The organism is Rhodococcus erythropolis R138 (genome assembly GCF_000696675.2).
GTDB lineage: Bacteria > Actinomycetota > Actinomycetes > Mycobacteriales > Mycobacteriaceae > Rhodococcus_F > Rhodococcus_F erythropolis.
The window spans coordinates 4,832,055-4,858,015 of record NZ_CP007255.1; the positions used below are offsets into that span (position 1 = coordinate 4,832,055).

Below are 25,961 nucleotides of genomic sequence, written 5' to 3' on the forward strand. Positions count from 1 at the left end.
ATGAGTGCGCAAATATTGAGAGTACGTGACTTTTCTCGGGGTGAAGTCATTGGCACACAGTACTTCGGCTTTCCGTCAGTTCGCTGACACTGCACATTGTTCCGAATGCGAGATCAATTAGCTGACGACCCTGCGGATCTCGCTCTCGGAGGCATTGGCGCCCGTGCAGACAACAGCAACGCGCTTGTCCGCGAAGGTGTTCGGATGTGCGTAGACCGCAGCAAGTGCGGCCGCACCGGCGCCCTCACTCAAAGTGTGTGCGTCGAAAAGGAGAGCCCGCTGCGCGAGGGTGATGTCATCGTCCGTGACGAGCAAGAAACCACCTAGCCGTTCTCGCATGACGCGTTGAGTCAATGCGAATCCGGCCCCGGTCGCGAGCCCTTCGACACGAGTGGCGTTCGGGCTCTCGACACAGGTGCCGGAAGTCCACGAGTCGTGCGCCGCTCGTGCGGCCTCCGACTGCACCGCGAACACCTCCAGGTGCGGTGCAAGCGCACTGGCGACGAGGCAAGCGGCCGCCGCACCACTGCCACCACCGACGGGGACGACCACTGCGTCCAGATCTGGCTGCTGCTCGACGAGTTCGACGTACGCCGTGGCAACACCGGCGAGGATTGCCGCCTCATTGGCGGCGCTGACGAGACGCAGTCCGTCACGTTCGCTGATGAACTCTGCGTGAGCGCGTGCCTCGTCGAAGTTTGCGCCGTGCTCGATGAGCTCGGCCCCAAGCATGCGGACAGCGTGAGCCTTGACCGGATTCGCCCCAGCCGGCATCACAATTACGCACCGCACGCCCGCATCCGCTGCGGCATACGCCAGGGACTGAGCATGATTTCCCGTCGAGTAGCCGATGATGCCTCGGGCCCGCGTCGGCTCATCGAGTCCAGCCACCAGGTTCAGTCCACCGCGGACCTTGAACGCACCTGTGGGTTGCACGTTCTCATGTTTGACGAACAACTGGCTGCACGAGCCCGCTCCCAAGGTCGGGTGCGATATCAGGGGCGTGACCGGTAGGTGGCGTCGGACAACCTGACTTGCACGCTGAATGTCCGCCCATGTGGGTGGTTGTAGCCCGGTTGTTGCCGCGAGATCAGGTGCCTGTGCCATGTGGATCACCCTGTCAAACACTGATTCATAGGTCTAATACATGTTTTCGTCGAAAGCATCGAAATCCTCTATGATTTCGGCATGCTCGATCTAATTCGGCTGAGGGTCTTGGTCGCTGTCGCGCAGGAAGGATCGGTGACAGCCGCCGCCGATTCGCTCGGTTACGCGCAGCCCTCCATCAGTCACCACCTTCGACAGCTCGAATCGGAAGTCGGAGTTCCGCTGTTCCAGCGAGCCGGTCGTGGGCTACGTCTGACGGATGCCGGTGCGGTACTGGTTCGGCGCGCCACGGAAATTCTCGGTCACGTCGACGCTGCCGTAGCCGAAGTCGAAACGTACGCGGGACTGAGGGCGGGGCGGGTACGACTTGCCGCATTCCCGTCAGCCCTGGCGGGTTTGATTCCGCAGGCGATGGCAGCGTTCACGTCCCAGTACCCCGACGTGTCCATCAGCCTCGTTGATGCAGAACCACCCAAAGCACTTGCAATGCTTCGTAACAACGACGTCGACGTAGCTGTCGTTTTCGCACACGCGGATACCCCGGATGTGGGGCTGAAGCACGTCACCCTAACGACGTTGCTGGACGATCCGTTGTACCTGATCACCTCTGCGCGGAATGCAGATGCCGCCAACGAGATCACGGACTACGCCGGTGAGACCTGGATTGCAGGCTGTCCGAGCTGCCGCGCCCACCTTCTCACCGCCTGCAATCGAGCTGGGTTCGTTCCACGGATCGAGTTCGAGACCGACGACTACGTCGCGGTCCAAGCGCTGGTCGCCTCCGGAAGCGGAGTCAGCACCCTTCCCGCCCTCGCTCTCCATGCACATCAGAACCCGGGTATCCGCGCACACCGCATTCGCGGCGAGCGACGCACTGTCTCCGTCGCAACCTTCGGGAAACCTCCGCTCGCTCCTGCCATTGACGCGTTCGTCAGCACCCTCGCAGCGATATCCGACTCCGTGCGTGAGCGGTTCGAACTGGATGGGCACCTGTAGGCGATGAGATCACGGCTGCACCGCACTACCCAGTCAGCGATGGCCTGCCGACAACCGCGACGATCAGCGCGGCAAGTTCACCTTTGGCGTCCTCGGGCGAGAGCACTCCGACTACCGCCGCGTGCGAGAGGGCCTCTGCAGCACCGAATATCGCAGTCATCGATGATTGTCCAAGCCCGTCGGCGCTGAAAGGAGCCAGCACCTCGCGACAACGCTCTGAATAGGCGCGTTCCGACTCGCGCTTGACCTGCTCCAGCTCGGGCGAGCCCTCCAGCGCTGCAAGCACTCCCGTCAGTTCACGCCCCTGTGCCAGTGAACACCCGACATAGGAGTCGGCGATGGCATTCGCCCGCCCGTTCACAGACTCCTCCGCAGCTTCGAGGTATTCCCCGAGCATCACCGTCTGACGATCGTCGAATTCCTTGAAGAGGGCCGCCAACAGCGCAGCGCGGGAGGCGAAATGGCTGTAGACGACCGGCTTTGCAACGCCGGCACGTTCAGCCAACCGGCCGAGGGTCAGCGCATCCGCGCCCTCCTCTCGCACCAGTGCCCACGACACCTCCACGAGTTGTTCGTACCTGTCGGCTCGCGACAGTCTCGTTCGTGCCATCGGACACCTCCTTGCGCTATATACCAATAGTAACCTACTCTTAGTACATAAGCGCACCATCTACCGAAGGAACGCTCATGACCACACTCGTCGTAGTCTCCCACTCCGATCCACAGTCACTTACCCAGCATGTCGCCCGTTCTACCGCCGACGCGATCCGCGACCTGGGCGGCGACGTCGACATCGCGGACCTACATGCCGAGAATTTCGATCCCCGATTCTCCAAAGACGATGTGAACCTGTTCCGCGGCAAGGGGACTCCCCCGGCCGACGTTGTAGCCGAGCAGGACCGAATCGATCGAGCAGACGATCTGATTCTTGTGTTTCCGATGTACTGGTGGTCGATGCCTGCACTACTCAAAGGTTGGATCGATCGAGTCTTCGTCAGCGGATGGGCGTACGAGATCACCCCGGGAAGCGAATTCGTGAAGAAACTGGACCGACTCACGGTCCACCTGATCCCGGTCGCGGGTGACGACGCGGAGAGTTTCGAACGCCACGGTGTGTACGAGGCCTTCCAGACACAGATCGAGCGCGGCATCATCGAATACTGCGGTGCCACACTGGGATCGACAACATTCGTTCACGAGTCGGACACGAAGCGCCGCGATACCCTCGCCGCAGAAATCCAAGACCTCAGCGAAAGCATCGCTGCCCGTGTCGCCTACCCTGCGACCGTGGCTTCCCGTTGACGGTCGGACATCGGTCAACTGACGCTTGACCGGCCCGTGACTGCCCAGTAGCGAAGCGTATCCCCCGTGTGACCGAGGTTGCGCGACAACTGATCAGCTGGGCGCACGCTGTCGAGTAGACCACCACACCCTTCGATTGCCTTACGTGAACCCGCGTTCGTTTCGTCGCAGGTAATCAGGACGCGACTGAGCCCCACCGGGTCGCCTGCATACGTGAGCACCTCCCGCAGAGCAGCCGACGCTAAACCTATCCGGCGTTCCGACGGCCTGACCCCATAGCCGATGTGACCACCGACATCGGCCAAGAACTCATTCAAGCTGTGCCGCAACTGGATAGCGCCGAGGTACCTGCCGTCTCGAACGATCCACCAGTTGGTTGCCGGGACAATGCCGGGCCCCGGCACTGCCTCTGGCTGCGCCAACAACTCCTGCACCCACTGCCCGAATCCATCCCGGGAGGCAAGATCGAGATCTAGACGTTGCGCAACTCCCAGTGCCGAGCCGGGCTGATCCGCCTGCGGTCCGCCCCACTCGTCACGCGACTCCAACCAGGACACCCACAAGGCCTCGTCAGGCGCAACCAAATCGACTGTCATAGCAGCGATGCTACGTCGCACCCGCAATGGTCGAGACTTCGCCTCAATCCATCGCAAAAGCACATAGTGTCGATGTATGAGTGGACGATTCACAGCTGGGGTCTTTATCGTCGTCGTCAGTGTCGTCGCCGTTGCGTTGGTTTGGACCGGCGTTCGCGACTATGAATCTTTCACTCCACCGGTCGCGACGGCGGTCGATCGGGCAGACTGCCTCGCCCCTGATATCACCGCCGCGCTCGTAGCCCCCGAGGCACGCGACAGCAGCATCGCTCTTCGCCCTGAGGGAAGTGGTTACCCACCTCCTGATTTCAGCCCCGTTGCCGTTGTTCGATGCGAACGCGGAGAAGCATCAGACGGTGGGTTAACGATCGCCGCCGTGCGCCTCGAGGGTGACATAGACGCGGTGGACGATGCATTTCGCGAACAGTCTCGTCGATTTCCTCCCAACGTCCAGGCGGACTGTGCATACCGTTTCGCCTCGCCAGCCGGGTTGTGGCTGGTGGACGAAGCCGGCGCGGCGATACGCCCTACCTGGCCGACCGCGCCCTGCGGCCTGCAAGAGCAACCATTTGCCGCACTGAACCGATTACATGAGATCCGCCGCGAGCAACACTTGGTCGACGGCGTGTCCGCCGAGGATGCGGGAGTCTGCCCCGACTCGATCGGACAGCCGTTCGCGACGACCACTGAGGCTGACATGAATCGCATGACAGAACACGAAGACACTCACGCACGCCCGCTGACGGAAACGGCTTTGACTACGCCGATTTCCGATGTCGGCAGACTACGGGTGTGCCGCTATTCCACCGAACTGTCACTGCCCGAGTCCCGAATCCGCTTGTCACGCCAGCAGAGTACGGATCTGATGGAGGCTGTATCCACCGCGCCACCTGCAGGCCCATGCGATCTCATCGCTCAACGCATCGCTTCGATCGACGTACTTCGTCCCGACGCTTCGGGGGGCACGCGGATCGCAGTCGAACTCGACGGATGCCAACGAGTAAACCTCCTCGGACAACGTCAATTACCGCCCGCAGTCATTGCACTCCTGTTGCGGTAGCGCTCACCGCGGCAACGGATGTCGTCGGCCGGAGCGGTCTGTCTGTCTGTCTGTCAGAGCTCAGAATGATCATCCGCACTAGTCATGCCCAATCATCGACGGGCTTGTCACGCCGATGTCGAAGTGGTTGAGAAGAGAGAATTCGGAGTGGTAAATCTTAACCATCGCCCTTAAGGTCCCGGGCATGGAAGACTCCCGAGCACCAGGAAAGACCATCTCACTTGAAACCGATCGACTGATCCTCAGGGCGCGCAGAGTGTCCGACGCCGCTGTCTTGCGGGAACTTTGGACCGAGCGCGATCCTCGTGTCCCACCGCACCGTCGGATCGATTCCGACGGCCGGCCCACCGTCGAAGATATCGAGGACCAGATTCGCAGTAGCTCCCGCGAACTCAATCTGTTGACAGTGGAACGGAAAGTGTTCGGCGATGTCATCGGTTACTGCGGACTGATTGACACCGTGCGTGGATCCGACGGAGAGCCTGAACTGGCATTCGAGTTCCTTCGTAGGACATGGAGGCAGGGATACGCGACCGAGGCTTCCTGGGCCGTCCTCCATTGGGCACAGTCATCGGGATATCGACGTCTGTGGGCTACAGTCCGAGACTGGAACGGAGCGTCTCGTCGAGTGATGGCAAAACTCGAGTTCGTCGAGACCGCCCGTGTGGAGCGGACGAAATCCACGGCGACCTGCTGTTCACGACAAAAGAACTGTGACTACGGTCCGAGAATCACAGGTTTCGAATCGACGTGACGACAACTGGCCTGACCGGTTTGGGCGCCGCGCCGCAGCTCGGTGGACGCGGCGCGAGTTCGGAGACCGCAGTCTCGACCATCCACCGCCGTCCGTCCACATGTGCGACGACGCATGTCCCGTCACTGGCCTGCTTGATGATTGCCAAATCGTCGATTCCGCAGCTGATTTGTTGTCGTACAGCAACTTCCGAAGCCTGCCCCGCAGGAAACCAGCAACTCCGTCCACGCAGGCCTGGCAAATGGACCTGATCTCGGGAAGCCACCTCCACGGCCGTGACACTCTCACCAGCGGACAGACGGCCGTACGTATTGCCGCTCGGCAGCAGGATCATCGACGGCGCAAATCGGTGCCCGCCAGTATGCGAACACTCCCACACCTGGGGTCCGAAGGACGACATCAGCGCTGCGGCAATCGGCCTGCCGAACACAGCGCAGCATTGGTCACGCTTACCGTGCGCACAAACCAAGACGACTGGCTCGTCCACCGAGTCGCCCAATCCTGGTGGAGGGCCGTCGAGTAGCGCGAAATCGATGTCGAGCAGATCAGCCGGTGAATCGATGCGCAACCGTTCGCACCACGAGTCGCTCGGATCGGAGCGCGCGAGCAAGACCGTGTGCCCATCAGTCAGCGGATCGGTGCGGCCTGGTCGCCGAATGAACATGATTCGTACGTCGGCAGCATCAGCTCGCCGACTCAGCTCGGCGGCAAGCTCCTCCCCCAAGGCCGTACCGTCCAGCACGTCACGACCCCAAGCGGCATTGAATTCGAGGCATACCCAACCCCGCACGACGGCAGCGCTGCCTGCCAACGGTTCGTCAACAGCAGACAGCGCGGAACAGGTCTCGGCTTCGATCACGAGCCCTATTGTGTCAGCCACGTTGAAAGTCGATCAGCCGTCCCAGTCAGCTCAGTAGAACTTCTTGCCCTCCGCGAGTTGGTTCACGAACTTCTCGATCCGCCTGGCGCGTGTCTCCGGACGCTTTGCCTCCTGCAGTCGGTACGCGATGGTGAATCGATTCGTGGAATTGAGCGTCGCGTAGAACTCGCGAGCCTGCGGGTTTTCCGCAAGCGCATCGAGAAAGTCCGTCGGGACCTCGGCCTTGGCTGCTCCCTCGTACGCGCGATCCCAGCGACCGTCGGCCTTGGCCTTCTCTATCTCAGCGATGCCGGATGGCTCGAGAAGTCCCGCAGCGTCAAGGCGGGCGACTATCTCGACGTTGCGTTTGGACCACGGACTCCGCGCAGTGCGACGCGAAAACTTCTGCACGAAAAAATCGTCGTCGATTCGCCGGGAGAGGCTGTCGATCCAGCCGAAGCACAGGGCAACGTCCAACGCTTGGTCGTAGTCGATCGAACTGTGTGACGAGGTCTTCTTGGCCATTCTCAGCCAAAGCCCGGGGACCGCCTCGTGGTTCTCGCACAGCCATCGACGGAACTCGTCTCCGTCAGCGAAGTATTCGGTACCGAGTTCGACTGCCATCAGTGCTCCTCATTTTCGCGATACCCATACTCTGACAAAACCCTGCGACAAATATCCGAAAGTTCCGAGTGCGAGTACCCATTTGGCAATACTGACCGTCGAGGCGGCGCGAACCCTCGAGTCGGTGATGCTGTCGCGATGATCGAGGAAATGGAGGCCGACCACGTTCTCGACATAATCGCCCGCCGCCGACAGCACCGGCGCTACGGCAAGCGCACGCCGAGTTGCGGCCGAAAGGGGAACCCGCTCTCCGAGCCGCTTGCCTGCGGACCGCAAAGCCATCGCGTAGATCGCGGGATGTACGAAGTCCGGGTAGTAGTGACTACGAAATCGCGCCGTGGCCTCCGCATCCATGGAGTCCAAGATCTCGAGGTACCGACGAGCGGAAAACGCCGTCTGCACTGCCAATACCTTAGGAGCCACCGGCCCGAGTAAACGCGCAATGTTTGCTTGTGAGACAACAAAAGCGGTGGTCCACAGTGCCATCGCCTTCGCGGAGCCGGTTGGTGCCATGCCACGATCGTGCCATCTTCGAACAACAGAACGGGATGACCCGACGGAAAAGCTCCACAAAATATGCGTGAGGTTGTAAAAAGCGGGCATCCCGTATCGATCATCGGTCCGATAGCGGGGAGCGCGCATGTCGCCCAAGTCCAACCCGACTGTTCTGTTCATCCACGGACTCTGGATGCACCCGACCACGTGGGATCCCTGGGCGCAGGTTTTCAACGCGCAGGGGTACTCCACGATGGCACCCGGATGGCCAGGGGATGCGTCCACGGTGGGTGAGACGCGCGAACACCCGGAGGACATCGCGGGACACGGCATCGACGACGTGACGGACCACTACGCCAAGGTGATCGCTGATCTCGACGAACCACCGATCGTGGTCGGGCATTCGTTCGGAGGTTTGATCGCGCAGAAACTGCTGGGCCAGAAGTTGGCGACCGCGGCAATTGCCATCGACCCCGCTCAGCCCAAAGGTGTGTTGAAACTTCCTCTCGTTCAGCTTGGAAGCGTGTTCCCTGTCCTGTCCAACCCTGGCAACTACCGGAAGGCCTACTCACACAACAGAAAATCGTTCCACAAGTCCTTCGCCAGCGCCGTGTCCCAGGACGAGTCCGACGCCCTGTTCGAGCAGTATGCAATTCCCGCCCCCGGACGGCCGTTGTTCGAGGCAGCACTCGCCAACTTCGCGCCCCACAGCCCCGCTGCAGTGGATTTCAACGCCCGCCGCGGCCCCCTCCTGATGATCGGCGGCGGTAAGGATCGCACAGTACCGAAGGCCAGTTCGGACAGCTCGTTCAAGAAGTACGCCAAGGCCCCGACGATCAACGAATACAAGGTATTCGGCGACCGAGGTCACTCGCTGACCATCGACCACGGTTGGCGTGAGATCGCCGATTACAGCCTTGCCTGGCTCGACAAGCAGGGCATGAGCCCGCCACAAGGCAAGCACGAAAGTCAGTCCTAGCCGAACGCTTGAAACCGACGACGGTACACCTGGGGCGAGATTCCGAGATGAGTCGAAAATGCTCGTCGTAGGGATTCCGAACTGCCGAATCCCGCCAACTGCGCGGCTTCGGTCACCGAGTGGCCGGCATCGAGGAGCGCCTTCGCAGCGTCGAAACGGATCAACTCGACGTATTTGGCCGGCGTCGTCCCTAATTCTTCGCGAAAGAGCCTCGTCAGATGACGCGGGCTCAGGTGCGCCAGGGCAGCCAGTTGCTCGACCGAATACTCCCCCGCCGGATCGGCCGCGACGGCGTCGACCACTTCTCGGAGCGCAGGGACCCGAGGCCGCGGCCCACTGAGCGAGGGCGAAAACTGTGACTGTCCGCCTGGACGCTGGAGAAATACCACCAGAAGTTGTGCGACGCGTCGAGCCATTTCTGCACCATGATCACGCTCGAGCAATGCGAGCGCGAGGTCGATGCCGGCGGTCACACCCGCAGACGAGAACACCGCGCCATCCTGAATGAAGATGGCGTCAGGAACCACCGTGATCTGTGGATAGGCGCGCGCCAGCGTTGCCGTGTGTTGCCAATGGGTCGTTGCGCGGCGTCCGTCGAGCAATCCACTCGCCGCAAGAATGAATGTCCCGGTACAGATCGAGGCAACCCGGCCCGAACGCCCCGCCAGATCGCTCGCTGCCTCGCGCAGTTCCGGACTCACCGGCGTCGACGGGAACACGTCTCCACCCATGACCAGCAACGTGTCGAAAGAACCGGAATCTACAACGTCACGGTCGACCGGAATGCGCATCCCGGTCGAGGAGTCGACATCGTGTCCACCTACCGAGCAGATCACCAACTCGTAGTTCGCCCCGCCGCGATTGGCTTCCGCGAACACCTCACTCGGACCTGCGACGTCGAGCAGTTTGACGCCGTCGAACACCAGGACGGCAACTCGATGCACTGCGGTCACGATGCGCTCTCCTTCGTCCTGATCTGTGGACAGTATGGCCGAGATCAGGGTGCGCCCGCGGGCGTGCTCGACCGACACTGGGATAGACCGAGAAATTCGCAGCAACGACGAGCAGAGCAGGTACCGATGACCACGATCATTGCCGGTGTGAAAATCCCCGATTCGAAGATGGCTGCCGACGCCACCGAGCTGGTACGAGATACGGCGTCCGAGTTACTGTTTCACCACTCGCGACGTGTCTTCCTCTTCGGATCGCTTCAAGGAGCGCGTCTGGGTCTGCAGGCCGACCCCGAATTGCTCTACGTCGGCGCCATGTTCCACGACCTGGGGCTCACCGCGAAATTCCGGGACAGTACGTCACGTTTCGAATTGGACAGCGCCGACGAAGCGCGGCGATTCCTCACCGGCTACGGAATCGACGAAACCGACATCCGCACAGTGTGGGAAGGCATCGCTCTGCACACGACGCCCGAGATCCCCTCCCGATTGGAACCCGAAATCGCCTTGGTGACAGCGGGTGTGGAGACCGACGTACTCGGAATCGGATACAGCGAACTCGACCAGGCCGACATTGACGCCGTCACCGCGGCTCACCCGCGCCCGGATTTCAAGAATCAGATCTTGAAGGCTTTCACCGAAGGCTTCAAGCACCGTCCCGAAAGTACATTCGGGACGGTCAACGCTGACGTACTCGAACATTTTGTGCCGGGATTTCGGCACATCGATTTTGTCGAGGTCATCCAGAACTCGGCTTGGCCCCAATAGAATTCGCTGTCATTTGGCCGCCTCACTCATCGCAGCGGCATCTTCCGCCCCAAACTTTTCCTCGAGGGTCTCCGGCGAATAGTCGAGGTCGATCTCGGCGACGTCGCGCCCGCGCGCGGACTCGATCGCCGAAAGTCGGCGCTGCGCACGGTCTGCGGCGTACTCGAGGAACTCCTGATTGTCCAAACCGAACGGCTGCACCTCGAATTGATCGTTGACCCAGTTGATCATTCCGAGTGCCATGGGCATGAGTTCACCCATCCGCTGCTGAACGACGTCCCAGTTGTGATCGTCGGCGGCTACGTGCCTTCGGCAGGTGAACGTCCCCCAAGCCATGTGCCGTCGCTCGTCGTCACCGATCTTGCGCACCAATTGCTGCATGCCAGGCAGGATTCCGCGCGTCGCACAGACTTTCTGCCAGGCGTAGTAGCCCGTCAACGCCAAACTGCCCTCGATGACGTGGTTGTACGTGACGCTGGCACGCACCTGGTTGACCGGACTCGGATCCGTCTCGAGAATGCGTAGCGACGAAGGCAACTCCTCGTAGAACAGTTGCCGGTAGTACGGATTGTCAGCGACGTAGGAATGCAGATCGCTGGTCAATCCCACTTCGTCCATCCACAGCCGAAAGACCTGGGTGTGCTTGGCTTCCTCGAAACAGAACTGCGTCAAGTACATCTCGTCGCCGAATCGCCCCTCGGTCGACATCGCTTTCATGAACGGTTGAATGTCTTCGGTGACGGCTTCTTCACCGGCAATGAACTGCGCGCACAGGAAGGTGGCGCTGCGCTGCTGCTCGCTGGTCAGCTCCTGCCAGTCACGAGCGTCCTGGGAAAAATCGAGGTCGGTTGGGTTCCAGAATTTGGCATTTCCCTTGGTGAACAATCGGAGTGGGAACGAATCCCAGTTCAACCCTCCCGACCGAAGAGTACTGAAACCTTCTCGCCCCGGCGAGGTGACAGTCATGACATTCCTTCTTCCCGAACCGAAGACAGATGCCCCATCAGCATGCCCGCAGAACTGAAACGTGAATCAGTTTTGGCGAAATTCGATCTATTCCTTCAGAGAAACGCCCTTGGTCTCCATCACTGCGAAGAGCTTGGCGTTCATCTGAGCCGCCAGATCCGGCCGATACGAGCCGATATTGAGCGGATTGGCTAGATTGTTCAGTTCCAAGGGGTCGGCTTGTAAGTCGTAGAGTTCGTATTGCGGCGCAGCAACTCCCGCAGGATCGAAGTACATCGTGTACTTCCACCGGCTCTCCCGGATGCAGCGGATGTGATTGGGCTGCGTGACGATGTTCTGACCGTCGGGCGTCGCACAATTCTGATCGTCGTAGGTGAACAGAATCGTGTCCTGAACCTGCGCGCTGGGACCTTGGGGGTAGGCGGCAGCGTCGACGATCACCGGTGTCAGATCGGTACCCGAGAAGTTCCACGATTCACGCGCTGGCGCTTGGGCGAGAGTGGCGAGAGTGGGCATCACGTCGATCAACGACGCCAAGGCGTCTGTGCGAACGGGTTCGGGAAACAGCAAGGGGTTGCTGATGACCAGTGGAACGCGCAGCGTTTCCTCGTAGGCGTTGAACACCTTCTGCCGCAAACCTCCGTGGCTCATCCCCATCTCTCCGTGATCGGACATCCGTACGATCACGGTGTCGTCGAGCATCTGCGGGGTGGCTTCGATCGCGTCGAGCACGCTGCCGATGTGTTCGTCGACCACCTTGTGCATGTAGGCGTAGAAGTTGATGTAGTTGCGTGCCTGATCAGGCCCGAGCAGCGGCCCGAGCCCGGCTGCGAGTAGCAATTCCGACTGAACCTGCGCTGTCGGTTTGTGATTGAGTGCCAGGGTCTCGTCGAAAGTGGGCGGCAAGTCGATCCCCTGCTCGAAGGCGCCTGGCGCGTCCGATCCATAGTTGTCGCACGTTCCGTTCATCGCATTCCAGGTCTGGGGGTACGCGAGGACGTCGTGTGGGTTCACGAACGAGACGATGAGCGCCCAAGGCTGCCCGGATGCGACCGCAGATCCGGAGAGGAAATCGACTGCCTCCTCGGCAACACGGCGATCATGGTCGGCGCACCCGCCACCGAAGTGGTCCGGATTGGTGTCCTGACCCGCGTCGGGGGGAATCCACCCTTCGAAGCCGAATCCCGCTACATCGTCACTTGTCGGATCACCACCCTCGACGCCTTTGCTCAGATGCCACTTCCCCCGGTACTGAACGTTGTAGCCGGCCGACGCCAGCAGCTTTGCCATGTTCTGCTCGGAGACTTGTAACTGTGGCTCGGTGGGTGAGACAGTGCCGCCTTCGGTGAGGGTTCTGGTGACCCCGTGCTGCGCGGGAAAGAGACCGGTGAAGAACGTACTACGACTGGGCGAGCACATCGCGGTATTGCACACTGCCTGGTCGAACGTCAGCCCGTGATCGGCAATCCTCTTGCGGTTGGGCAGATTCTGATCAGCCCAGCCCTGCGGCCAATACATCGGCCTGCGCTCCTGATCGGTGATGATGACAACGATGTTGGGTTTCTGCGGAAACCGATCGGCGGGCGATGCTTTCGCCGGCGCCGCGCTCGCCGCGCCGGTTGCCACGTCTGCCACTCCGGCGAGGACAAGAGCACCGACGCCACCGAGGAACGTCCGGCGCGGCAATGAATGACAGTGCGAGGCAGGAACGTTCTCTGGGTTCACGGGCGTCGTCCTCTCGGAGGCGTTGTGGCCCCAGAGTTGACCGAATCAGTGTTCGCTACACATGCGCGAGCAAACTGCCTCGGCGCTGATCAGTTCGATGACTCGATCCGCGCAGCGCAGCGGATCCGGTGTCCGGCCGATACCGAGAGGGTCGACAATCGAAATCGTCCTTCGCACGTCAGCCTCCTCGACACCCCACGACCAACCGAAGTCGTGATTCCAGAGCAGAACCGCGTTCTTCCCCGGATGGTTTCGGGCATGAACTGGTAGAACGATCACCGCATCCATACTCGGTCCCTGCGGCCATCGGACGGTCTCACCGTGAACGGATCGTGCTACCGCGTCGACGTATTCGTGTGCGGACCAGTCGTTGCCGTTGGTATGCATGGAAGTACATTCGGTGCCGCACGCGTAGCGGATTGGTTCCTGCCGGAACTGATCGAGTATTGCGCTTTCAGGAAATGAACGGCAACACAACGGATTCGAATTGGCGATGGCCGTCGCGATGGACACTGTGGCCGGTACGGAACGAGACCAATTCGCAGCGCGCGACGGTGGCGGCAACAGCGTCGAGGCGATCGGGATCCACCATCCCGCCCAGACCTCCACGCAGGAACAACATGTCAGCCTCGATGAGCGGCAACCGATCCCACCACTGCGGATCCGGTCGGCGGAACTGCTCGAGCGCGGACCGCGTCATCGAGCGATCGAACGTCAGCGCTGCTCGCGGATGCCGCACCAAACTTGTTGTTGCATGCCACAGTTCTGGCACACTCGGCAATTTCCTCGCGAATACCTGTTCTGCGTCACCTGCGCGTAGCGGCAACGGCGCTTCCTCGATGACCAACTTCCGCACCACGGTGGGTCGTTTCTGCGCGATCAACGACGCCGCGTGCCCGCCGAGCGAATGGCCGACGAGATCCACCTGATCGAGTTCGAGATGATCACACACGTCCATGACGTCGTCGGCGAACTCGTCGAACAGATACGACGACGCCCGAGCGCTCCGGCCGTGGCCGCGAAGATCGACCGAGACAACTCGCCGGTTGCGTGATCGCAAGGTCCGCGCGAACTTGTCCCAGGTACCGCTGTCGCCACCCATCCCGTGCACGAGGACTACCGGAGGCAGATCGGCAACACTGGGATGCGAGCCGGAATCGCGGTAGCTGATCTGGACCCCGCCGGCACTTCGTACGTTAGCGACACTCACGAGTTCCCAGGATAGACCTGTCCTCGTGGATTGCTGAAGCTGTCAGCCGAGGCGGCAACTGCCCTGGCCGCGTGACCTCGTCGTAGCGACCGAGCCCGATCCTCGCGATGTTGCGCAGCGACTCGCTTGCATCGGCGAAGTATCCACAATGCCCTCGAATGGCACCGGTGTCGAAAACAACAGCTCCGTGCTGCGCCCGAACTGGAGACGGGCCGTGCCCGAGGCGACCGATCTTCACGCGTGGGAAATACCGAATCCAGTCCGACGGCCCCAGCGCGGCCCAGAGATTTCCGGCAAAGCACAGGTCTTCGCGAGAACTGGTCCCCATCCCCGGGCTACCGAGCACCACACAATCGTCTACTCGCGCCGACGGGAGGGCGAGTCCGCACACCACGGCCCCGTAGCTGTGTCCGACGAGCGTCACATGCGCCGAATGCGGCAGGATGCGTGTCAATCGCGCCAGATCGATCGCACCGCGTTCTGCGAGTGTCCGCGAGAACGACTCGAGAAATCCCCACGGCGTCCGATAACCGACCCACACGATCACCGCGACGTGGTCGTTCCGTCCGAGCGTTCGGAGCATTCTTCCCAGTGCCCATCCGCTCGCTCGTGGTCCTGTCGGACGGTTCTCGTCGAAGTAGTTTCCCAATCCGTTGTCGTTGCCCGGCACGAAGATGACGATGTGCTCGGCTGTGGCGACATCGCCGAACACCTCCACGATCCGGCCTTCGCCAGACTCGTCGTACGCCAGAAGTTGCGCGTCGTGCAGCTCCTTCTGCTCGTAGTGAAGTCGATCGGTTCCGCAAACTTCAGGTCGACCCGCCGTTGCCATGACACTCCTCGTAAAGAGTTGCAACGGTGAGAATCATTGCAACGGTTACTTTTTGAATGTCATCAACGCTAGGAGCCGAGCGACGGCATGACGATGGTGCCAACGCCCCTACTGTTCGTACAGTCGACTCGACCAGGCGGGTACAGCTGGCTATACCTGCGAGCTCATTCGTACACACCCTCCACCGACCATCCACCGCCTTCACAGATCATCAGCAGCGCACGCGATTCCTCCAACAGAACCTGAGCCCGCGCCGCCGTGCGTGCCGAGGCAGCGTCCCACCATCGCTCGTCAACCGGCCAGGGCCCAGCCCACCCCTGCACTGCCCATTCCTTGCTCCCCCACTTCAGCCTTCCCGGCTGCGAACTGAAGACACCGCGCTCAGTGACGTACACGGCGTTGCCGGCCACATCCCCCAGCCACACCTTGGGATTGTCGACGAAGATCGACCCCGGAGACGGCTGTGGCAGACGGCCCGGCCACGGGGCTGTCGGATCATGGGTAGCTACCCGCTCGTCACCCAAGGGCAACAAGGTAATTCGCTCCAAGGGCCCCCGACCTCCGCTCAGGACACCGACCTGAACCGATTCGCCACCCAGAAGACCCTGCACGCGCACCAATGCTCGCCTGGCTCGCTCCTCCTCGTCGCCGACACCACCCCACAGCCCCAACTGCAAAGCGCCGGCACTGACCACCTCCACCGGTTCCAGACGCAACACGGCTATGCCTGCGGTTGGCCGGGTCTCACTGCGCCCGGTGAGCCAGCCATCCAGTTGCCATCGCACTCGATCGGCCGTTCCCTCCGGCGTCAGAGGTTCGGCGCAACGCCAAGTCCGAGAAAGATTTTCACCGTTACCCGTACTGGCCGAAATCGACAGACGGGTGCACGCCACCGCGGCAGCAGACAACTTGTCGTGCAGAAGACTCGCCAAGGCGCGCCCGGCAAACGCTGCGGCATCCACCCGCTCGATCGACGGATCGTAATGCTGCTCCACCTCCAGGTCCGGCGGAAGTGTCCGCGCCGACGGTGGCCGTTCGGGTTCACCGCGCGCCGCACGATGCGCGAGCACCGCATCGGCACCGAAACGCGAAGCGACGTCCACTGCCGGTAGATCCGCAAAAGCACCGATGGTTCTGATCCCGAGCCTGCGCAGCAGATCCACCAACTCCCCGCGATGCGGTGCAGACAGGCTGGGTTCGGCCGCCAACTCCGGCATGGGTAGCGGCGCCAGAAACCGTGCCCCCTCCCCCGGCGGCACCAACGCTGCCCGGCGCGCGGCAATGACCGCCGTGGACAGCTGATCTGCCACCCCCACCTGACTCTCGACACCCGCAGCAGATGCCTGATCCACCAATCGTTCCGCCGCAGCTTCCTCAGAACCGAAGTACCGACTGACACCACGCGCGCTGAGCACCAACAAACCAGGACGGAGTACCTCGACGCCCGGTGCCACCGCGTCGATGGCCGCGGCCACCGGCTCGAACAATCTTGCATCGCGTTCCGGATCTGCCATCGCCACATACAGTTCCGGGCAGCGAGCCTGCGACTCGCGTCGGCGCAGGCCTCGTCGCACTCCCTCCGCACGAGCCGTCGCCGAACATGCGATCACCCGATTACCCGAAGTGACCGCGACGGGATGTGTGGCCGGAAGATCGGCAAGCGCTGCCGCTGCCACCGCCGGCCAGTCCGGGCACCACAACGCCAGAACTCTGCTCACAGTGACACCACCTGCTCCGACACCACCTGCTCCGACACCACCTGCGACGACACATCCTCGACCGGCCGAGAAGGTACCCACTCGACCCGCCCGGCTGCACTGCAGATGTCCAGACGCGTGGTCCGGGGCTGGAACGAGCGCCCCCGAGCACGAACCGCGAGGCTCAGGGAACTGAGCCGTCCACGCCCCAACTCCCGGCCCTGACCGAACCCACCATAGCCATGAACCCGAGCGTCCAACCGAACCTCGGCTCCGTCCCAGTGACCTTCGGTGACAACAAGAGTCGAGCCCTTGCTCCGAGCACGTGCGACCACCGCCCGAGCACGCGACGGGGATACCGACGCACCCGCCAATCCCAGAATCACCAGATCCATACCGTCGAGCAGCACGGCGGCGATCTCGACCGGATCCGGCCCAGGCGCCGGAATGAGTGCCAGACGTTCCAGTTGCGCACCCATCTCGTACGCCGCCAGCAATCCCAGTCGAGGCTGCCCGATGACTGCAACATGTCCTCCGGACGCCGTCACCGACGCGACCAATCCCAAAAGCAAGGACGCTGCACCCTCGACGGACACCACGGTTCCCCGCACCAAACCGCCCTGCGGTAACAATGCGGCGATACCCTCCGGCACCGGGAGGACACCGGCTTTGTGCGCACGGTCCACGACCGGCCTGTCCCGGTCGGCAACACTCTCGGAGGCCGCTGCACTTGTCCCGGAAACACCAGCCACAGGAACACCGGCCACAGAAACACCGGGCCCGGAAACACTCGGTCCCGAAAACGACGTATCGCCTCGCGAGGGAATGGACGCGATCTGTCGGCGGAGCTGTGCCAGCCGATCCTGACGGGACAACCCCGCCGCATCTGCCGACAGCTCTACCAACTCGGTCACCTCGGTCATCCCCATCCTCCGGAACACCGGAAAAACTCACTCGGCAGCAATCCATAACCAGCCGGCAAACCGCGGGGAAGTCGGGTCTGACATGCATCCAACGAACAGCAATTTCGAACATATTTTCGAACTGTTTTCAGTAAACCGTGTCACCCCCGACACGTCAAGCAGAGCCAAAAACCCAGTTCACAGGAGCCTCGAGCGTCACAGTGGCATCAATCCATTAACCTTGAGATGTGACAGCTCAAGAGCAGACCGGGAGGGGCATCGGGCCCGAATACCTGCTGGCGGGGCGGTACCGACTCCGCTCCAAGATCGGCGACGGAGGGATGGGCGCCGTCTGGCTGGCCCGCGACACCCTCCTCAGCCGCGACGTCGCGGTGAAACAGGTCACAAGTACGGAAGGCCTCGACACCGAAACGGCCGAAGAGGTCCGCGAACGTACATTGCGCGAGGGCAGGAACGCCGCAAAGCTCACCCATCCCCACTCCATCGCCATGTACGACGTCGCGATCGAGTCCGGCGAACCCTGGCTGGTCATGGAATACTTCCCGGCCCGCAGCCTCGCCCAGGCCATGAACCTGGCCGACACGTTGCCACCACTCGAAGTCGCGCAGATCGGCGCACAGATCGCTGCGGCACTCACCGAAGCGCACGCCGCCGGCATCGTCCACCGCGACATCAAACCCGGCAACATCCTGATCGCCGACCGAGGCAAGTCCCTCGGCACCGTCAAGATCAGCGACTTCGGCATCGCCCGCGCAAAGAGCGACGTGTCCGACACCCAGGACGAGGTCATCACCGGCACTCCCGCGTACTTCGCACCCGAAGTTGCCCGCGGCGACGACCCCACCGAGGCCAGCGACGTCTTCTCACTCGGGTCGACGCTCTACACGGTGATCGAGGGCCAACCGCCCTTCGGCATCGACTCGGACGCCATCGCCCTACTGCATCGTGTCGCCAAGGCCGAGATCTACCGACCCACCAAGTCTGGACCGCTCACCGATGTTCTCCTTCAGCTCCTCGAGCCGGACCCGACCCGTCGGCCGACGATGGCTCAGGCACGCGACGCGCTCGCCGCAGCCGCGACCGGCGGCGGCGGCACGATCGATCAGTTGATCGACGCTCCCGTCTACTCGTCCGAGGGCGCCGTGCCGGCCTGGGCTCACCGCACCACACAACTCGCCGACCCACACCGCCGCAATCGCCTGACCGGCTCCACGGTCACCGGACTTCCTGCAGTGCAACAGAACACGCCACTGCGAAATGTTCCCAGTCCGATGGACATGTTCTCCTGGCCGCCGCGGATGCCGACCGGACCCGCCGATGCCAGCACCCGCGACAAGGTAGTCGCGTGGGCTCCCCTCGCCATGACCGGCATGGTCGCCGTCATCGTCTTGGCCGCACTGATCGTCGTCATCCTGGTGTTCACCGCCTGACTGGTGTTCACGGTCTGAGCACAAGCTTCACGCAGGCAGAATGTTTGCATTGAGGTGAAACACGTTGTCCGGGTCGTACTTCGCCTTGACTGCGGACAACCGCGCGTACTTCCCCGCGCCGTAGGAAGCTCGCACTCGGTCCTCGTCGACGTCGGTCATGAAGTTGACGTACCCGCCTTGGTTGGATGAGAACGGACGCAAGGCTTCCCAGGTCTCACGCACCCACGATCGATCCAATTCCAGCGTCCCGGCATCGGTGGCCGTCGCCGTCATATTGCACACGTAATGCGGTGTGCGAGAACCACCGAACGCTGTGTCGTCCTCGCCGACGGAAGTGAAAGCTCCCTGCAGCGGAAAGATCGGCATGAAGGACATCGGCGACGATTTCTTGCCCGCTTGTTCGGTCAGAACATCGATCACGTCGTCGGAGAAATCCACCAGGTCCAAAGCCTTCTCATAGGCGTACGCACCCCACGGTTCCGATTCGTCGAGCATCGACTGCAAGCCGACGTACGGGATCGGAGTGACGAACTCGAAAAGCGTCGGCAAGCCCTCTCGAATCGGCGCAATCGCGTTCGAGTGTTCTACTTCCGATCCGAAACCGGCTACCAGCAACGCGTATCCGGGCAGTAGGTGAAATTGATCCGGGACAAACGGCGCCGGCGGCGCGGACAAACTGACGGCAACCATCGCACCCGCATTTCTCGGCAGGGCAGGCACTACCTCGCGGCACAGACGAAGCGCTGCGGGTCCGTCCTCCATCCCCCAGAAGAACAGTCCCAGATGCACTTCCGGCCCGATCTCGCTCAGACGGTACTCGAACTCGGTGACCACTCCGAAGTTTCCGCCGCCGCCGCGCAGTGCCCAGAACAAGTCGCTGTGATCGTTCTCGGAGGCTCGCACGATCGAACCGTCGGCGAGCACCACCTCTGCCGACACCAGATTGTCGATCGCCAGGCCAAGTGTGCGGGTCAACCACCCCATGCCACCACCGAGTGTCAGGCCACCGACGCCGGTATCACTGATCACTCCGCCGGTCACCGCCAACCCGTGTTCCTGCGTCGCCTTGTCGAGGTCGGCGATCGTCGCACCACCACCGACCCTGGCTCGCTTCGCTGACGGGGCGACGCTGACTACGTTGATCGCACTGAGATCGATCATCACTCCGCCTTCACACACCGATGTGCCTCGGTAGGAATGCCCGCCACCTCTGACCGAAACCTCCAACGAATGGGCTCTGGCAAATGCAAGTGCCACAGCCACATCCGACGCCGACCGGCACCTGGCGATCACCGCCGGACGATGATCGATCTGCCCGTTCCAGATCGATCTGGCGTCGTCGTACTCCGGATCTCGGGGGCCGAACACAGCACCTGTGATCGTCGATTTCAGTGGCGCGAACTCGACCGTCGTCATCACGCACCTCCCCCATCGGGCGTCGCGGTGACCAGCAGGTACTCCCACTCCATCGTGAACGGTTCGCTTCCGCTGCCGTACCTTTCCGCCAACTCGAGCAGATCGCGGTCCAGCGCCTGCGTTCGGTCGGGATCGCCGGCGATGTTCCGGTACACCGCGATGGTCGGCCCGTAATTCTCCTTGAAGAAATCACGGAACTCTTCCGGCCCGCTAAATGTGTCCACACGAAGTACGTCTTTCCTCGAGGCCACATCGCCGAGCAGATCACGAACATGGTTCTCATCGCCCCACAAAGGCGCCGGCTGCGAACCAGGAGGCGGCGGCGGTGCGTACGGCTTCATCGTTTTGAACATCTCGCCGATGAATCCCGTCGGAGTCCAACTCAGCACTCCGATCTTTCCGCCGGGTCGGCATACTCGCACAAGTTCGTCCGCGGCGCGCTGATGACGCGGTGCGAACATCACACCGACGCACGAAAGCACCACGTCGAACTCGTTGTCACCGAAAGGAAGAGCCTCGGCATCGGCCTCCTGCCAGTCCAATTCGACTCCGGCGAGGGAAGCGGCCTCCTTACCCGCTACGAACAATTCGGGAGCCAGGTCAGTGGCAATCACCTGCGCACCCAGCGCGGCCGCCGGAATGGCGGCATTGCCGGACCCCGCCGCGACGTCCAGCACGCGGTCACCCTTCTGCACACCGCACTCGCCGACCAGTACCGGCCCGAGTTCCGCAATGACCTGCGTGGCCACCGCCGGATAGTTACCGAGACCCCACATGGCCCGATGCTTGGCCTTCAGCTCACGATCCAGCCCGAGCGTTTCCGTCGATTCACTCATTACCGTTCTCCTTCAATATTTTTGGTACTCGGAGCCCAACAACCTCGGAGCCCGACAACATTCATGCCGTTACTTCGACGCTACGACGACGGTTCACTCCGCTCCAGTACGAAATCTGTACCGGAGCACTCCAGAGGCCTACGATCGAATGATGGGGTCCTCGTACCACCAGTTCTGCCCCGTCGCCAAGGCGATGGAGCTACTCGACGAGCGGTGGACGCTGCTTCTCCTCCGCGAACTGATGATGGGAAGCGACCATTTCAACGATCTCCGACGCGGACTTCCGCGAATGTCACCGACTCTGCTCTCCACGCGGCTGCACCAACTCGCGATCGCAGGCATCGTGGAGCGAGAAGAAACCGACTGCGTCGTCAGTTACCGATTGACCGACGCGGGCCGAGAACTGCGCCCTGTGGTCGAAGCTCTCGGAATCTGGGGTACCAGGTGGATCGGCGAGCTGGGCGATGAAGACCTGGATCCGAAACTGCTGCTGTGGGACATGCATCGACGCGTGGATCACTCCGTGGTTCCCGACGGAAAGACCGTGGTGCACTTCGTTTTCTCCGGAGTGCGTGAACATTCGCGAAACTGGTGGCTCGTCATCAATTCCGGGGAGGTGGACATGTGCGATATCGATCCGGGTTTCGACGTTGCGGTGTCGGTCTCTGCGGGCTTGCGACCGATGACCGAGATCTGGCGCGGTAACCTGACCTGGTCGGACGCCATACGGTCAGGTGACGTCACCATTTCGGGGCCTACGGCGTTGCGTCGTAGCTTGCCTTCGTGGTTCGAACTGTCGACTTTCGCATCGATCCCGCGCCCCGTGTAAAGCGCGCTCACCAGCCCCGTTCCGTCCTGTTACAGAGCTGTTTCAGACCGTGACACCGTCGACGAACGGCGACCACCTGACGGTGACACTGACCGAGCAGTCTCTGTTGTATGCCCAGCCACCGCGGAATAAGCCGCCTCGCCGCACTCGGTGCAGTCGTACTCGGTGCGCTCACGCTCAGCGCATGCTCGTACACAGAAGAAGCAAAGCCCAAGAGTGGTAATTACCTTGCCACTCAGCCTGATTCAGGACCCGCAGGCGGCGAGATCGAGGACGGCATCAGCGTGCAGGATACCCATGTACCTGCACTGGCCCGTCTCGATTCCGCCCTTCTCGCGGCGCTGCAGTCGGCAGCGGCCGACGCACAGGCCTCCGGAGTGAACATGCACGTCACCTCGGGTTGGCGGTCCGCCGCATACCAACAGCGACTGTTCGACGAAGCCGTCGTCAAGTACGGCAGCATGAACGAAGCGTCCAAATGGGTGCACTCCCCGAGTCTGTCGAAGCATGTCAGCGGACAAGCCGTCGACATCGGACCGACCGATGCCGACGACTGGCTCATCCAGCACGGCAATGATTACGGCCTCTGTCAGACCTATGCCAACGAGATGTGGCATTTCGAATTGGCAACCACTCCCGGCGGGGAATGCCCGCCCCAACTGAGCAACCCTTCGGACGAGAGAGCGGAAGGCTGATCATGACTCGAGTCAAACCTGCGAGACTGATTGCCGCACTGGCACTCCTGATCCTCGGAGTCGTCGAATTCGAACTGGCAGTCAACACGACTGGTGGTCAGATCGTCGACCAACAACTCATGGTGGGCGCGGCCACCTCCGAAGGACTCAGTGTGTTCTCCACCGAGTTCATCGGCCTCGTCACTCCGATACTGATAGTGGGAGGAGTGCTCGTGGCACTCATGATCACATTGCGCAACAACCCGATTGCGCTGGCCCTACGCGTCGTCGTCGTGACCCTCGGTCCCATCACGACGGCCTGGGTTCTCAAACAATCGTTGGATCGACCGGACCTGAACGGCCTGGTGATGCACAATTCCTTCCCCAGCGGCACGCTGACGGCCATCGCTGCTCTGGTCTGCGCGATCGTGCTCGTCACACCCTCGAGGTGGCGGGCAGTCGTTGCAGTCAACGGCGCGCTGATCACCATCGGGACCGCGATCTCGGTAGTCGTGTTGCAATGGCACCGGCCGAGTGACGTGATCGGTGCGCTACTGCTCGTCGGCTGCTACACCCTCGCCGTGTCGGCATTTCCGTTGAACACCAGCGTCGCACGGCACGCGGTACTGGCGGACTCAGGCAACGAACGGCTCTCGAAAGTGTGACCCCTGTACCCTTGGCTGACCGAGATTCCTCCGACCGCAGAAGGCCCCTGATCATGGCGAGTCCAAGGTGAGCTCATGGTGAGCATTCTTTTCATAGAAGACGATCCAGCGGTGGCCGAGGCAATCACGTTGGGACTGAACCGACTCGGGCACAACGTCAGCCATCGCCCCGACGGTAACGGCGATTTCGACGACGTCCTCGGCTCCACCGACCTCGTCCTACTCGACCTCGGACTGCCAGGAGCCGACGGTTACGAGATCTGTAGACGCATCCGTACGCGCAGTTCGATCCCGATCATCATCTTGACCGCCAGATCCGACGACATCGACACTGTTGCCGGCCTCGAGGCCGGTGCCGACGACTACGTCGTCAAACCGGCCAGTCCGCGTGTCCTCGATGCTCGGATCAAAGCCGTCGTGCGGCGCTCGGCCCCCGCAACATCGCGTTCAGATGTGGCGCCGGGCGCAGAGAAGTTCGGCGACCTGGAATTGGATCGGTCGTCATTGCAGGTACGCAAGGCCGGGACGCTGCTGACCCTGACTCCGACCGAACTCCGACTGATACTGGCGCTGACCGAAAACCCCGGACAGGTTCTCAGCCGCAGGCAATTGTTGTCCGCAGCCTGGGACCAGGAATACCTGGGCGACTCACGAATCGTCGATGCAGCAGTGCAGCGGCTGCGCGGAAAGATCGAGGACGACCCAGCCACACCGACCGTGATCGAAACGGTGCGCGGGTTCGGGTATCGCTTCAACACCAGCCCGGCCCGATGAGACCGACCTGGCTTCGGGTCGACGGTCTTCGGACCAGGCTCGTGCTCGTGTTCATCGCAATCGTCGTGATCATCGCCGGGGCAACCGCAGGCGTCGTCTCGTTCATGGCGCGGTCGTGGATCTATTCCAACGCTCAGGACGTGGCAACGGCACAATTTCGCGACGAACTGCAGTACAGCAACGGACCGCCGGTAGACGGGTTGACACCTGACACCCTCGACCAGATCTTCCAGTCCGACATGACTCTGATCGTCGACGGCGAAGTCATTCGTCAAGGATCAGTGGATGCGGCAACGATCCCACCCAGCTTCGAAGAGGGTTTGGACAGTCCCAAACTGATCCGCTTCGAGAGACTCGACTCCCAGCGCATCATGTTGGGAATGTCGGTCAATGTCGTGGACATGACTGCAGACGACGGCTACGACAACGAGACACTGGTCAAAGCCGTCACCATCCGGCCGCTGGTAGGGGTGCAGGACAAGTTCGACGACCTGCTTCGAGCAGTCGGTCTCACCCTCGCGGCGGGTGTGCTGGTGAGCGGTCTGCTCGGACTCTGGATCGCGTCGACGCTGGTCCGTCCGCTCAAACGCCTGGACGAGGCCGCCGCCCGCGCCGCCGACGGCGACCTGAGCGTCCGGCTCCCCGAAGACGGAGTAGCCGAACTTGCCCAGGTCACAACAACTTTCAACAACATGGTCGCTCGCAACGAAGCGGTCATCCGAGGTCTGGAAGAATCGGAAGAGCAGTCGAGAAGATTTGTCGCCGACGTCTCCCACGAGCTTCGAACGCCGCTGGCGGCATTGGTTCCGGTCAGCGAAATCCTCCGCGAAGAGATCCCCAATCTTCCGCCGGACGCCGCCGCTGCAGCGCGCATCGTGAGCAGTGAGATCGGCAAGCTCACTCGACTTGTCGAAGATCTGATCGAAATGTCGCGCCACGACTCACAACAGGCGCGTCTCGTCCTCGACGACGTCGACCTCGTCGAATTGACCGAGCGCACACTCGAGAGCCGAGGTTGGACAGAAACCGTCGAACTCCGTGCACCCGAAAACGTCAGCACCAGAGTGGATTCGCGTCGAATCGACATAGTCGTCGCCAACCTCGTCGGCAACGCACTGCGCCACGGAGCGCCTCCGGTTCGCGTCGAGTTGAGCGCAGAACCCGGTTTCTCCGTCATCACCGTCGTCGACCACGGCCCCGGCATCTCACCCGAAGACCGGCAGGCGATTTTTCGGCGGTTCTACAAGGTCGACACCGCGCGCGGACGCAGCGAAGGCAGCGGACTCGGGCTCTCCCTCGCCGTCGAAAACGTGCACTTGCACGGCGGCACCATCGGCGTCGACCAGGTGGACGGGCGCACGATCTTCACGGTTCGCCTGCCCCATCGCTGACCCGCTTCCCGAGCGAACGTACCTTTCGGCGCACCCAAGGCGATCGTCGTACCGTTCGCTCGAAAAGGGGTGGACACTTCGCACCCTGGGCCCCCACGTTTGA

General features: G+C 61.9%; 28 protein-coding genes. 12 read left to right on the top strand and 16 right to left on the bottom strand.

What is annotated here, in order from left to right; genetic code table 11:
• Nucleotides 1-117 precede the first annotated feature (117 nt).
• A complete protein-coding gene (locus H351_RS22190; protein ID WP_029254955.1) occupies nt 118-1,107 on the bottom strand; it encodes a threonine ammonia-lyase in 990 nt (329 codons plus the stop codon).
• 81 nt (nt 1,108-1,188) lie between these two features.
• Here H351_RS22190 and H351_RS22195 point away from each other — a divergent pair, with 81 nt between their 5' ends.
• A complete protein-coding gene (locus H351_RS22195; RefSeq protein ID WP_029254954.1) occupies nt 1,189-2,103 on the top strand; it encodes a LysR family transcriptional regulator in 915 nt (304 codons plus the stop codon).
• A 25-nt stretch (nt 2,104-2,128) separates the two neighbouring features.
• On the opposite strand, the gene H351_RS22200 is transcribed toward H351_RS22195, so the two are convergent.
• Nucleotides 2,129-2,713 carry a TetR/AcrR family transcriptional regulator gene (locus H351_RS22200; protein WP_020969094.1) on the bottom strand — a complete coding sequence of 195 codons (585 nt, stop codon included), beginning with the start codon at nt 2,711-2,713 and terminating at the stop codon, nt 2,129-2,131.
• Nucleotides 2,714-2,790: 77 nt separating this feature from the next.
• Here H351_RS22200 and H351_RS22205 point away from each other — a divergent pair, with 77 nt between their 5' ends.
• Complete coding sequence (locus H351_RS22205) at nt 2,791-3,405, top strand: NAD(P)H-dependent oxidoreductase (protein WP_021332473.1); 615 nt, start codon at nt 2,791-2,793, stop codon at nt 3,403-3,405.
• Nucleotides 3,406-3,419: 14 nt separating this feature from the next.
• On the opposite strand, the gene H351_RS22210 is transcribed toward H351_RS22205, so the two are convergent.
• The gene (locus tag H351_RS22210) at nt 3,420-4,001 is read right to left on the bottom strand and encodes a GNAT family N-acetyltransferase (protein ID WP_029254953.1); all 582 of its coding nucleotides are present in this window, start codon (nt 3,999-4,001) and stop codon (nt 3,420-3,422) included.
• 76 nt (nt 4,002-4,077) lie between these two features.
• Between H351_RS22210 and H351_RS22215 the strand changes: the two genes are divergently transcribed.
• On the top strand, nt 4,078-5,061 hold the full coding sequence (locus tag H351_RS22215; RefSeq protein ID WP_029254952.1) for a hypothetical protein: 984 nt from the start codon (nt 4,078-4,080) through the stop codon (nt 5,059-5,061).
• 184 nt (nt 5,062-5,245) lie between these two features.
• A complete protein-coding gene (locus H351_RS32955) occupies nt 5,246-5,815 on the top strand; it encodes a GNAT family N-acetyltransferase (protein ID WP_201026951.1) in 570 nt (189 codons plus the stop codon).
• Here the strand turns inward: H351_RS32955 and H351_RS22225 are convergent.
• Genes H351_RS22225 through H351_RS22235 form a run of 3 tightly spaced genes read right to left on the bottom strand, consistent with a single transcriptional unit; the run spans nt 5,793 to nt 7,811 of the window.
• Nucleotides 5,793-6,695 carry a sucrase ferredoxin gene (locus H351_RS22225; RefSeq protein ID WP_416315107.1) on the bottom strand — a complete coding sequence of 301 codons (903 nt, stop codon included), beginning with the start codon at nt 6,693-6,695 and terminating at the stop codon, nt 5,793-5,795. The genes H351_RS32955 and H351_RS22225 overlap by 23 nt on opposite strands.
• Before the next feature lie 30 nt (nt 6,696-6,725).
• Nucleotides 6,726-7,298, bottom strand: coding sequence for a YdeI/OmpD-associated family protein (locus H351_RS22230; RefSeq protein WP_019747619.1), 573 nt, complete (start codon nt 7,296-7,298; stop codon nt 6,726-6,728).
• A 9-nt stretch (nt 7,299-7,307) separates the two neighbouring features.
• The gene (locus H351_RS22235; RefSeq protein ID WP_029254949.1) at nt 7,308-7,811 is read right to left on the bottom strand and encodes a hypothetical protein; all 504 of its coding nucleotides are present in this window, start codon (nt 7,809-7,811) and stop codon (nt 7,308-7,310) included.
• Between the two features lie 127 nt (nt 7,812-7,938).
• Between H351_RS22235 and H351_RS22240 the strand changes: the two genes are divergently transcribed.
• The gene (locus H351_RS22240; RefSeq protein ID WP_019747617.1) at nt 7,939-8,772 is read left to right on the top strand and encodes an alpha/beta hydrolase; all 834 of its coding nucleotides are present in this window, start codon (nt 7,939-7,941) and stop codon (nt 8,770-8,772) included.
• Here H351_RS22240 and H351_RS22245 read toward each other — a convergent pair.
• Nucleotides 8,769-9,725, bottom strand: coding sequence for a GlxA family transcriptional regulator (locus H351_RS22245; RefSeq protein ID WP_029254948.1), 957 nt, complete (start codon nt 9,723-9,725; stop codon nt 8,769-8,771). The genes H351_RS22240 and H351_RS22245 overlap by 4 nt on opposite strands.
• A 126-nt stretch (nt 9,726-9,851) precedes the next feature.
• Here H351_RS22245 and H351_RS22250 point away from each other — a divergent pair, with 126 nt between their 5' ends.
• The gene (locus H351_RS22250) at nt 9,852-10,490 is read left to right on the top strand and encodes an HD domain-containing protein (protein ID WP_020906955.1); all 639 of its coding nucleotides are present in this window, start codon (nt 9,852-9,854) and stop codon (nt 10,488-10,490) included.
• A 9-nt stretch (nt 10,491-10,499) separates the two neighbouring features.
• Here the strand turns inward: H351_RS22250 and H351_RS22255 are convergent, their stop codons facing one another.
• From H351_RS22255 to H351_RS22285, 7 genes are all read right to left on the bottom strand, one after another.
• On the bottom strand, nt 10,500-11,456 hold the full coding sequence (locus H351_RS22255; RefSeq protein WP_019747614.1) for a R2-like ligand-binding oxidase: 957 nt from the start codon (nt 11,454-11,456) through the stop codon (nt 10,500-10,502).
• Between the two features lie 87 nt (nt 11,457-11,543).
• Complete coding sequence (locus H351_RS22260) at nt 11,544-13,181, bottom strand: sulfatase family protein (RefSeq protein ID WP_029254947.1); 1,638 nt, start codon at nt 13,179-13,181, stop codon at nt 11,544-11,546.
• A 45-nt stretch (nt 13,182-13,226) separates the two neighbouring features.
• Entirely contained in the window at nt 13,227-13,568 is a 342-nt protein-coding gene (locus tag H351_RS22265) for a DUF6292 family protein (protein ID WP_020906953.1), read from the bottom strand.
• A gap of 67 nt (nt 13,569-13,635) precedes the next feature.
• Nucleotides 13,636-14,391, bottom strand: coding sequence for an alpha/beta fold hydrolase (locus H351_RS22270; RefSeq protein WP_019747611.1), 756 nt, complete (start codon nt 14,389-14,391; stop codon nt 13,636-13,638).
• Complete coding sequence (locus H351_RS22275; protein ID WP_029254946.1) at nt 14,378-15,223, bottom strand: alpha/beta hydrolase; 846 nt, start codon at nt 15,221-15,223, stop codon at nt 14,378-14,380. Before H351_RS22275 ends, H351_RS22270 begins: the two co-directional genes overlap by 14 nt.
• A 164-nt stretch (nt 15,224-15,387) precedes the next feature.
• Entirely contained in the window at nt 15,388-16,941 is a 1,554-nt protein-coding gene (locus H351_RS22280) for a DNA polymerase Y family protein (RefSeq protein WP_029254945.1), read from the bottom strand.
• On the bottom strand, nt 16,938-17,843 hold the full coding sequence (locus H351_RS22285; protein ID WP_029254944.1) for a hypothetical protein: 906 nt from the start codon (nt 17,841-17,843) through the stop codon (nt 16,938-16,940). Before H351_RS22285 ends, H351_RS22280 begins: the two co-directional genes overlap by 4 nt.
• A gap of 227 nt (nt 17,844-18,070) precedes the next feature.
• Here H351_RS22285 and H351_RS22290 point away from each other — a divergent pair, with 227 nt between their 5' ends.
• Complete coding sequence (locus tag H351_RS22290; RefSeq protein WP_029254943.1) at nt 18,071-19,273, top strand: serine/threonine-protein kinase; 1,203 nt, start codon at nt 18,071-18,073, stop codon at nt 19,271-19,273.
• Between the two features lie 27 nt (nt 19,274-19,300).
• On the opposite strand, the gene H351_RS22295 is transcribed toward H351_RS22290, so the two are convergent.
• Nucleotides 19,301-20,689 (bottom strand): FAD-binding oxidoreductase, encoded by a 1,389-nt coding sequence (locus H351_RS22295; RefSeq protein WP_029254942.1) that lies wholly within the window; start codon nt 20,687-20,689, stop codon nt 19,301-19,303.
• Nucleotides 20,689-21,525: a class I SAM-dependent methyltransferase gene (locus tag H351_RS22300; RefSeq protein ID WP_029254941.1), complete on the bottom strand. Its 837-nt coding sequence runs from the start codon at nt 21,523-21,525 to the stop codon at nt 20,689-20,691. The genes H351_RS22295 and H351_RS22300 overlap by 1 nt, the downstream gene beginning before the upstream one ends.
• A 151-nt stretch (nt 21,526-21,676) precedes the next feature.
• Between H351_RS22300 and H351_RS22305 the strand changes: the two genes are divergently transcribed.
• The 5 genes from H351_RS22305 to H351_RS22325 all read left to right on the top strand — a co-directional run bounded on the left by H351_RS22305 (nt 21,677) and on the right by H351_RS22325 (nt 25,858).
• Entirely contained in the window at nt 21,677-22,354 is a 678-nt protein-coding gene (locus tag H351_RS22305; RefSeq protein ID WP_029254940.1) for a winged helix-turn-helix transcriptional regulator, read from the top strand.
• Between the two features lie 110 nt (nt 22,355-22,464).
• Nucleotides 22,465-23,049 carry a M15 family metallopeptidase gene (locus H351_RS22310; RefSeq protein ID WP_029254939.1) on the top strand — a complete coding sequence of 195 codons (585 nt, stop codon included), beginning with the start codon at nt 22,465-22,467 and terminating at the stop codon, nt 23,047-23,049.
• Nucleotides 23,050-23,051: 2 nt separating this feature from the next.
• Nucleotides 23,052-23,693: a phosphatase PAP2 family protein gene (locus tag H351_RS22315; RefSeq protein ID WP_019747602.1), complete on the top strand. Its 642-nt coding sequence runs from the start codon at nt 23,052-23,054 to the stop codon at nt 23,691-23,693.
• 75 nt (nt 23,694-23,768) lie between these two features.
• Nucleotides 23,769-24,467 carry a response regulator transcription factor gene (locus H351_RS22320; RefSeq protein WP_020969076.1) on the top strand — a complete coding sequence of 233 codons (699 nt, stop codon included), beginning with the start codon at nt 23,769-23,771 and terminating at the stop codon, nt 24,465-24,467.
• A 47-nt stretch (nt 24,468-24,514) separates the two neighbouring features.
• The gene (locus H351_RS22325) at nt 24,515-25,858 is read left to right on the top strand and encodes a sensor histidine kinase (protein ID WP_243617069.1); all 1,344 of its coding nucleotides are present in this window, start codon (nt 24,515-24,517) and stop codon (nt 25,856-25,858) included.
• Nucleotides 25,859-25,961 lie beyond the last annotated feature (103 nt).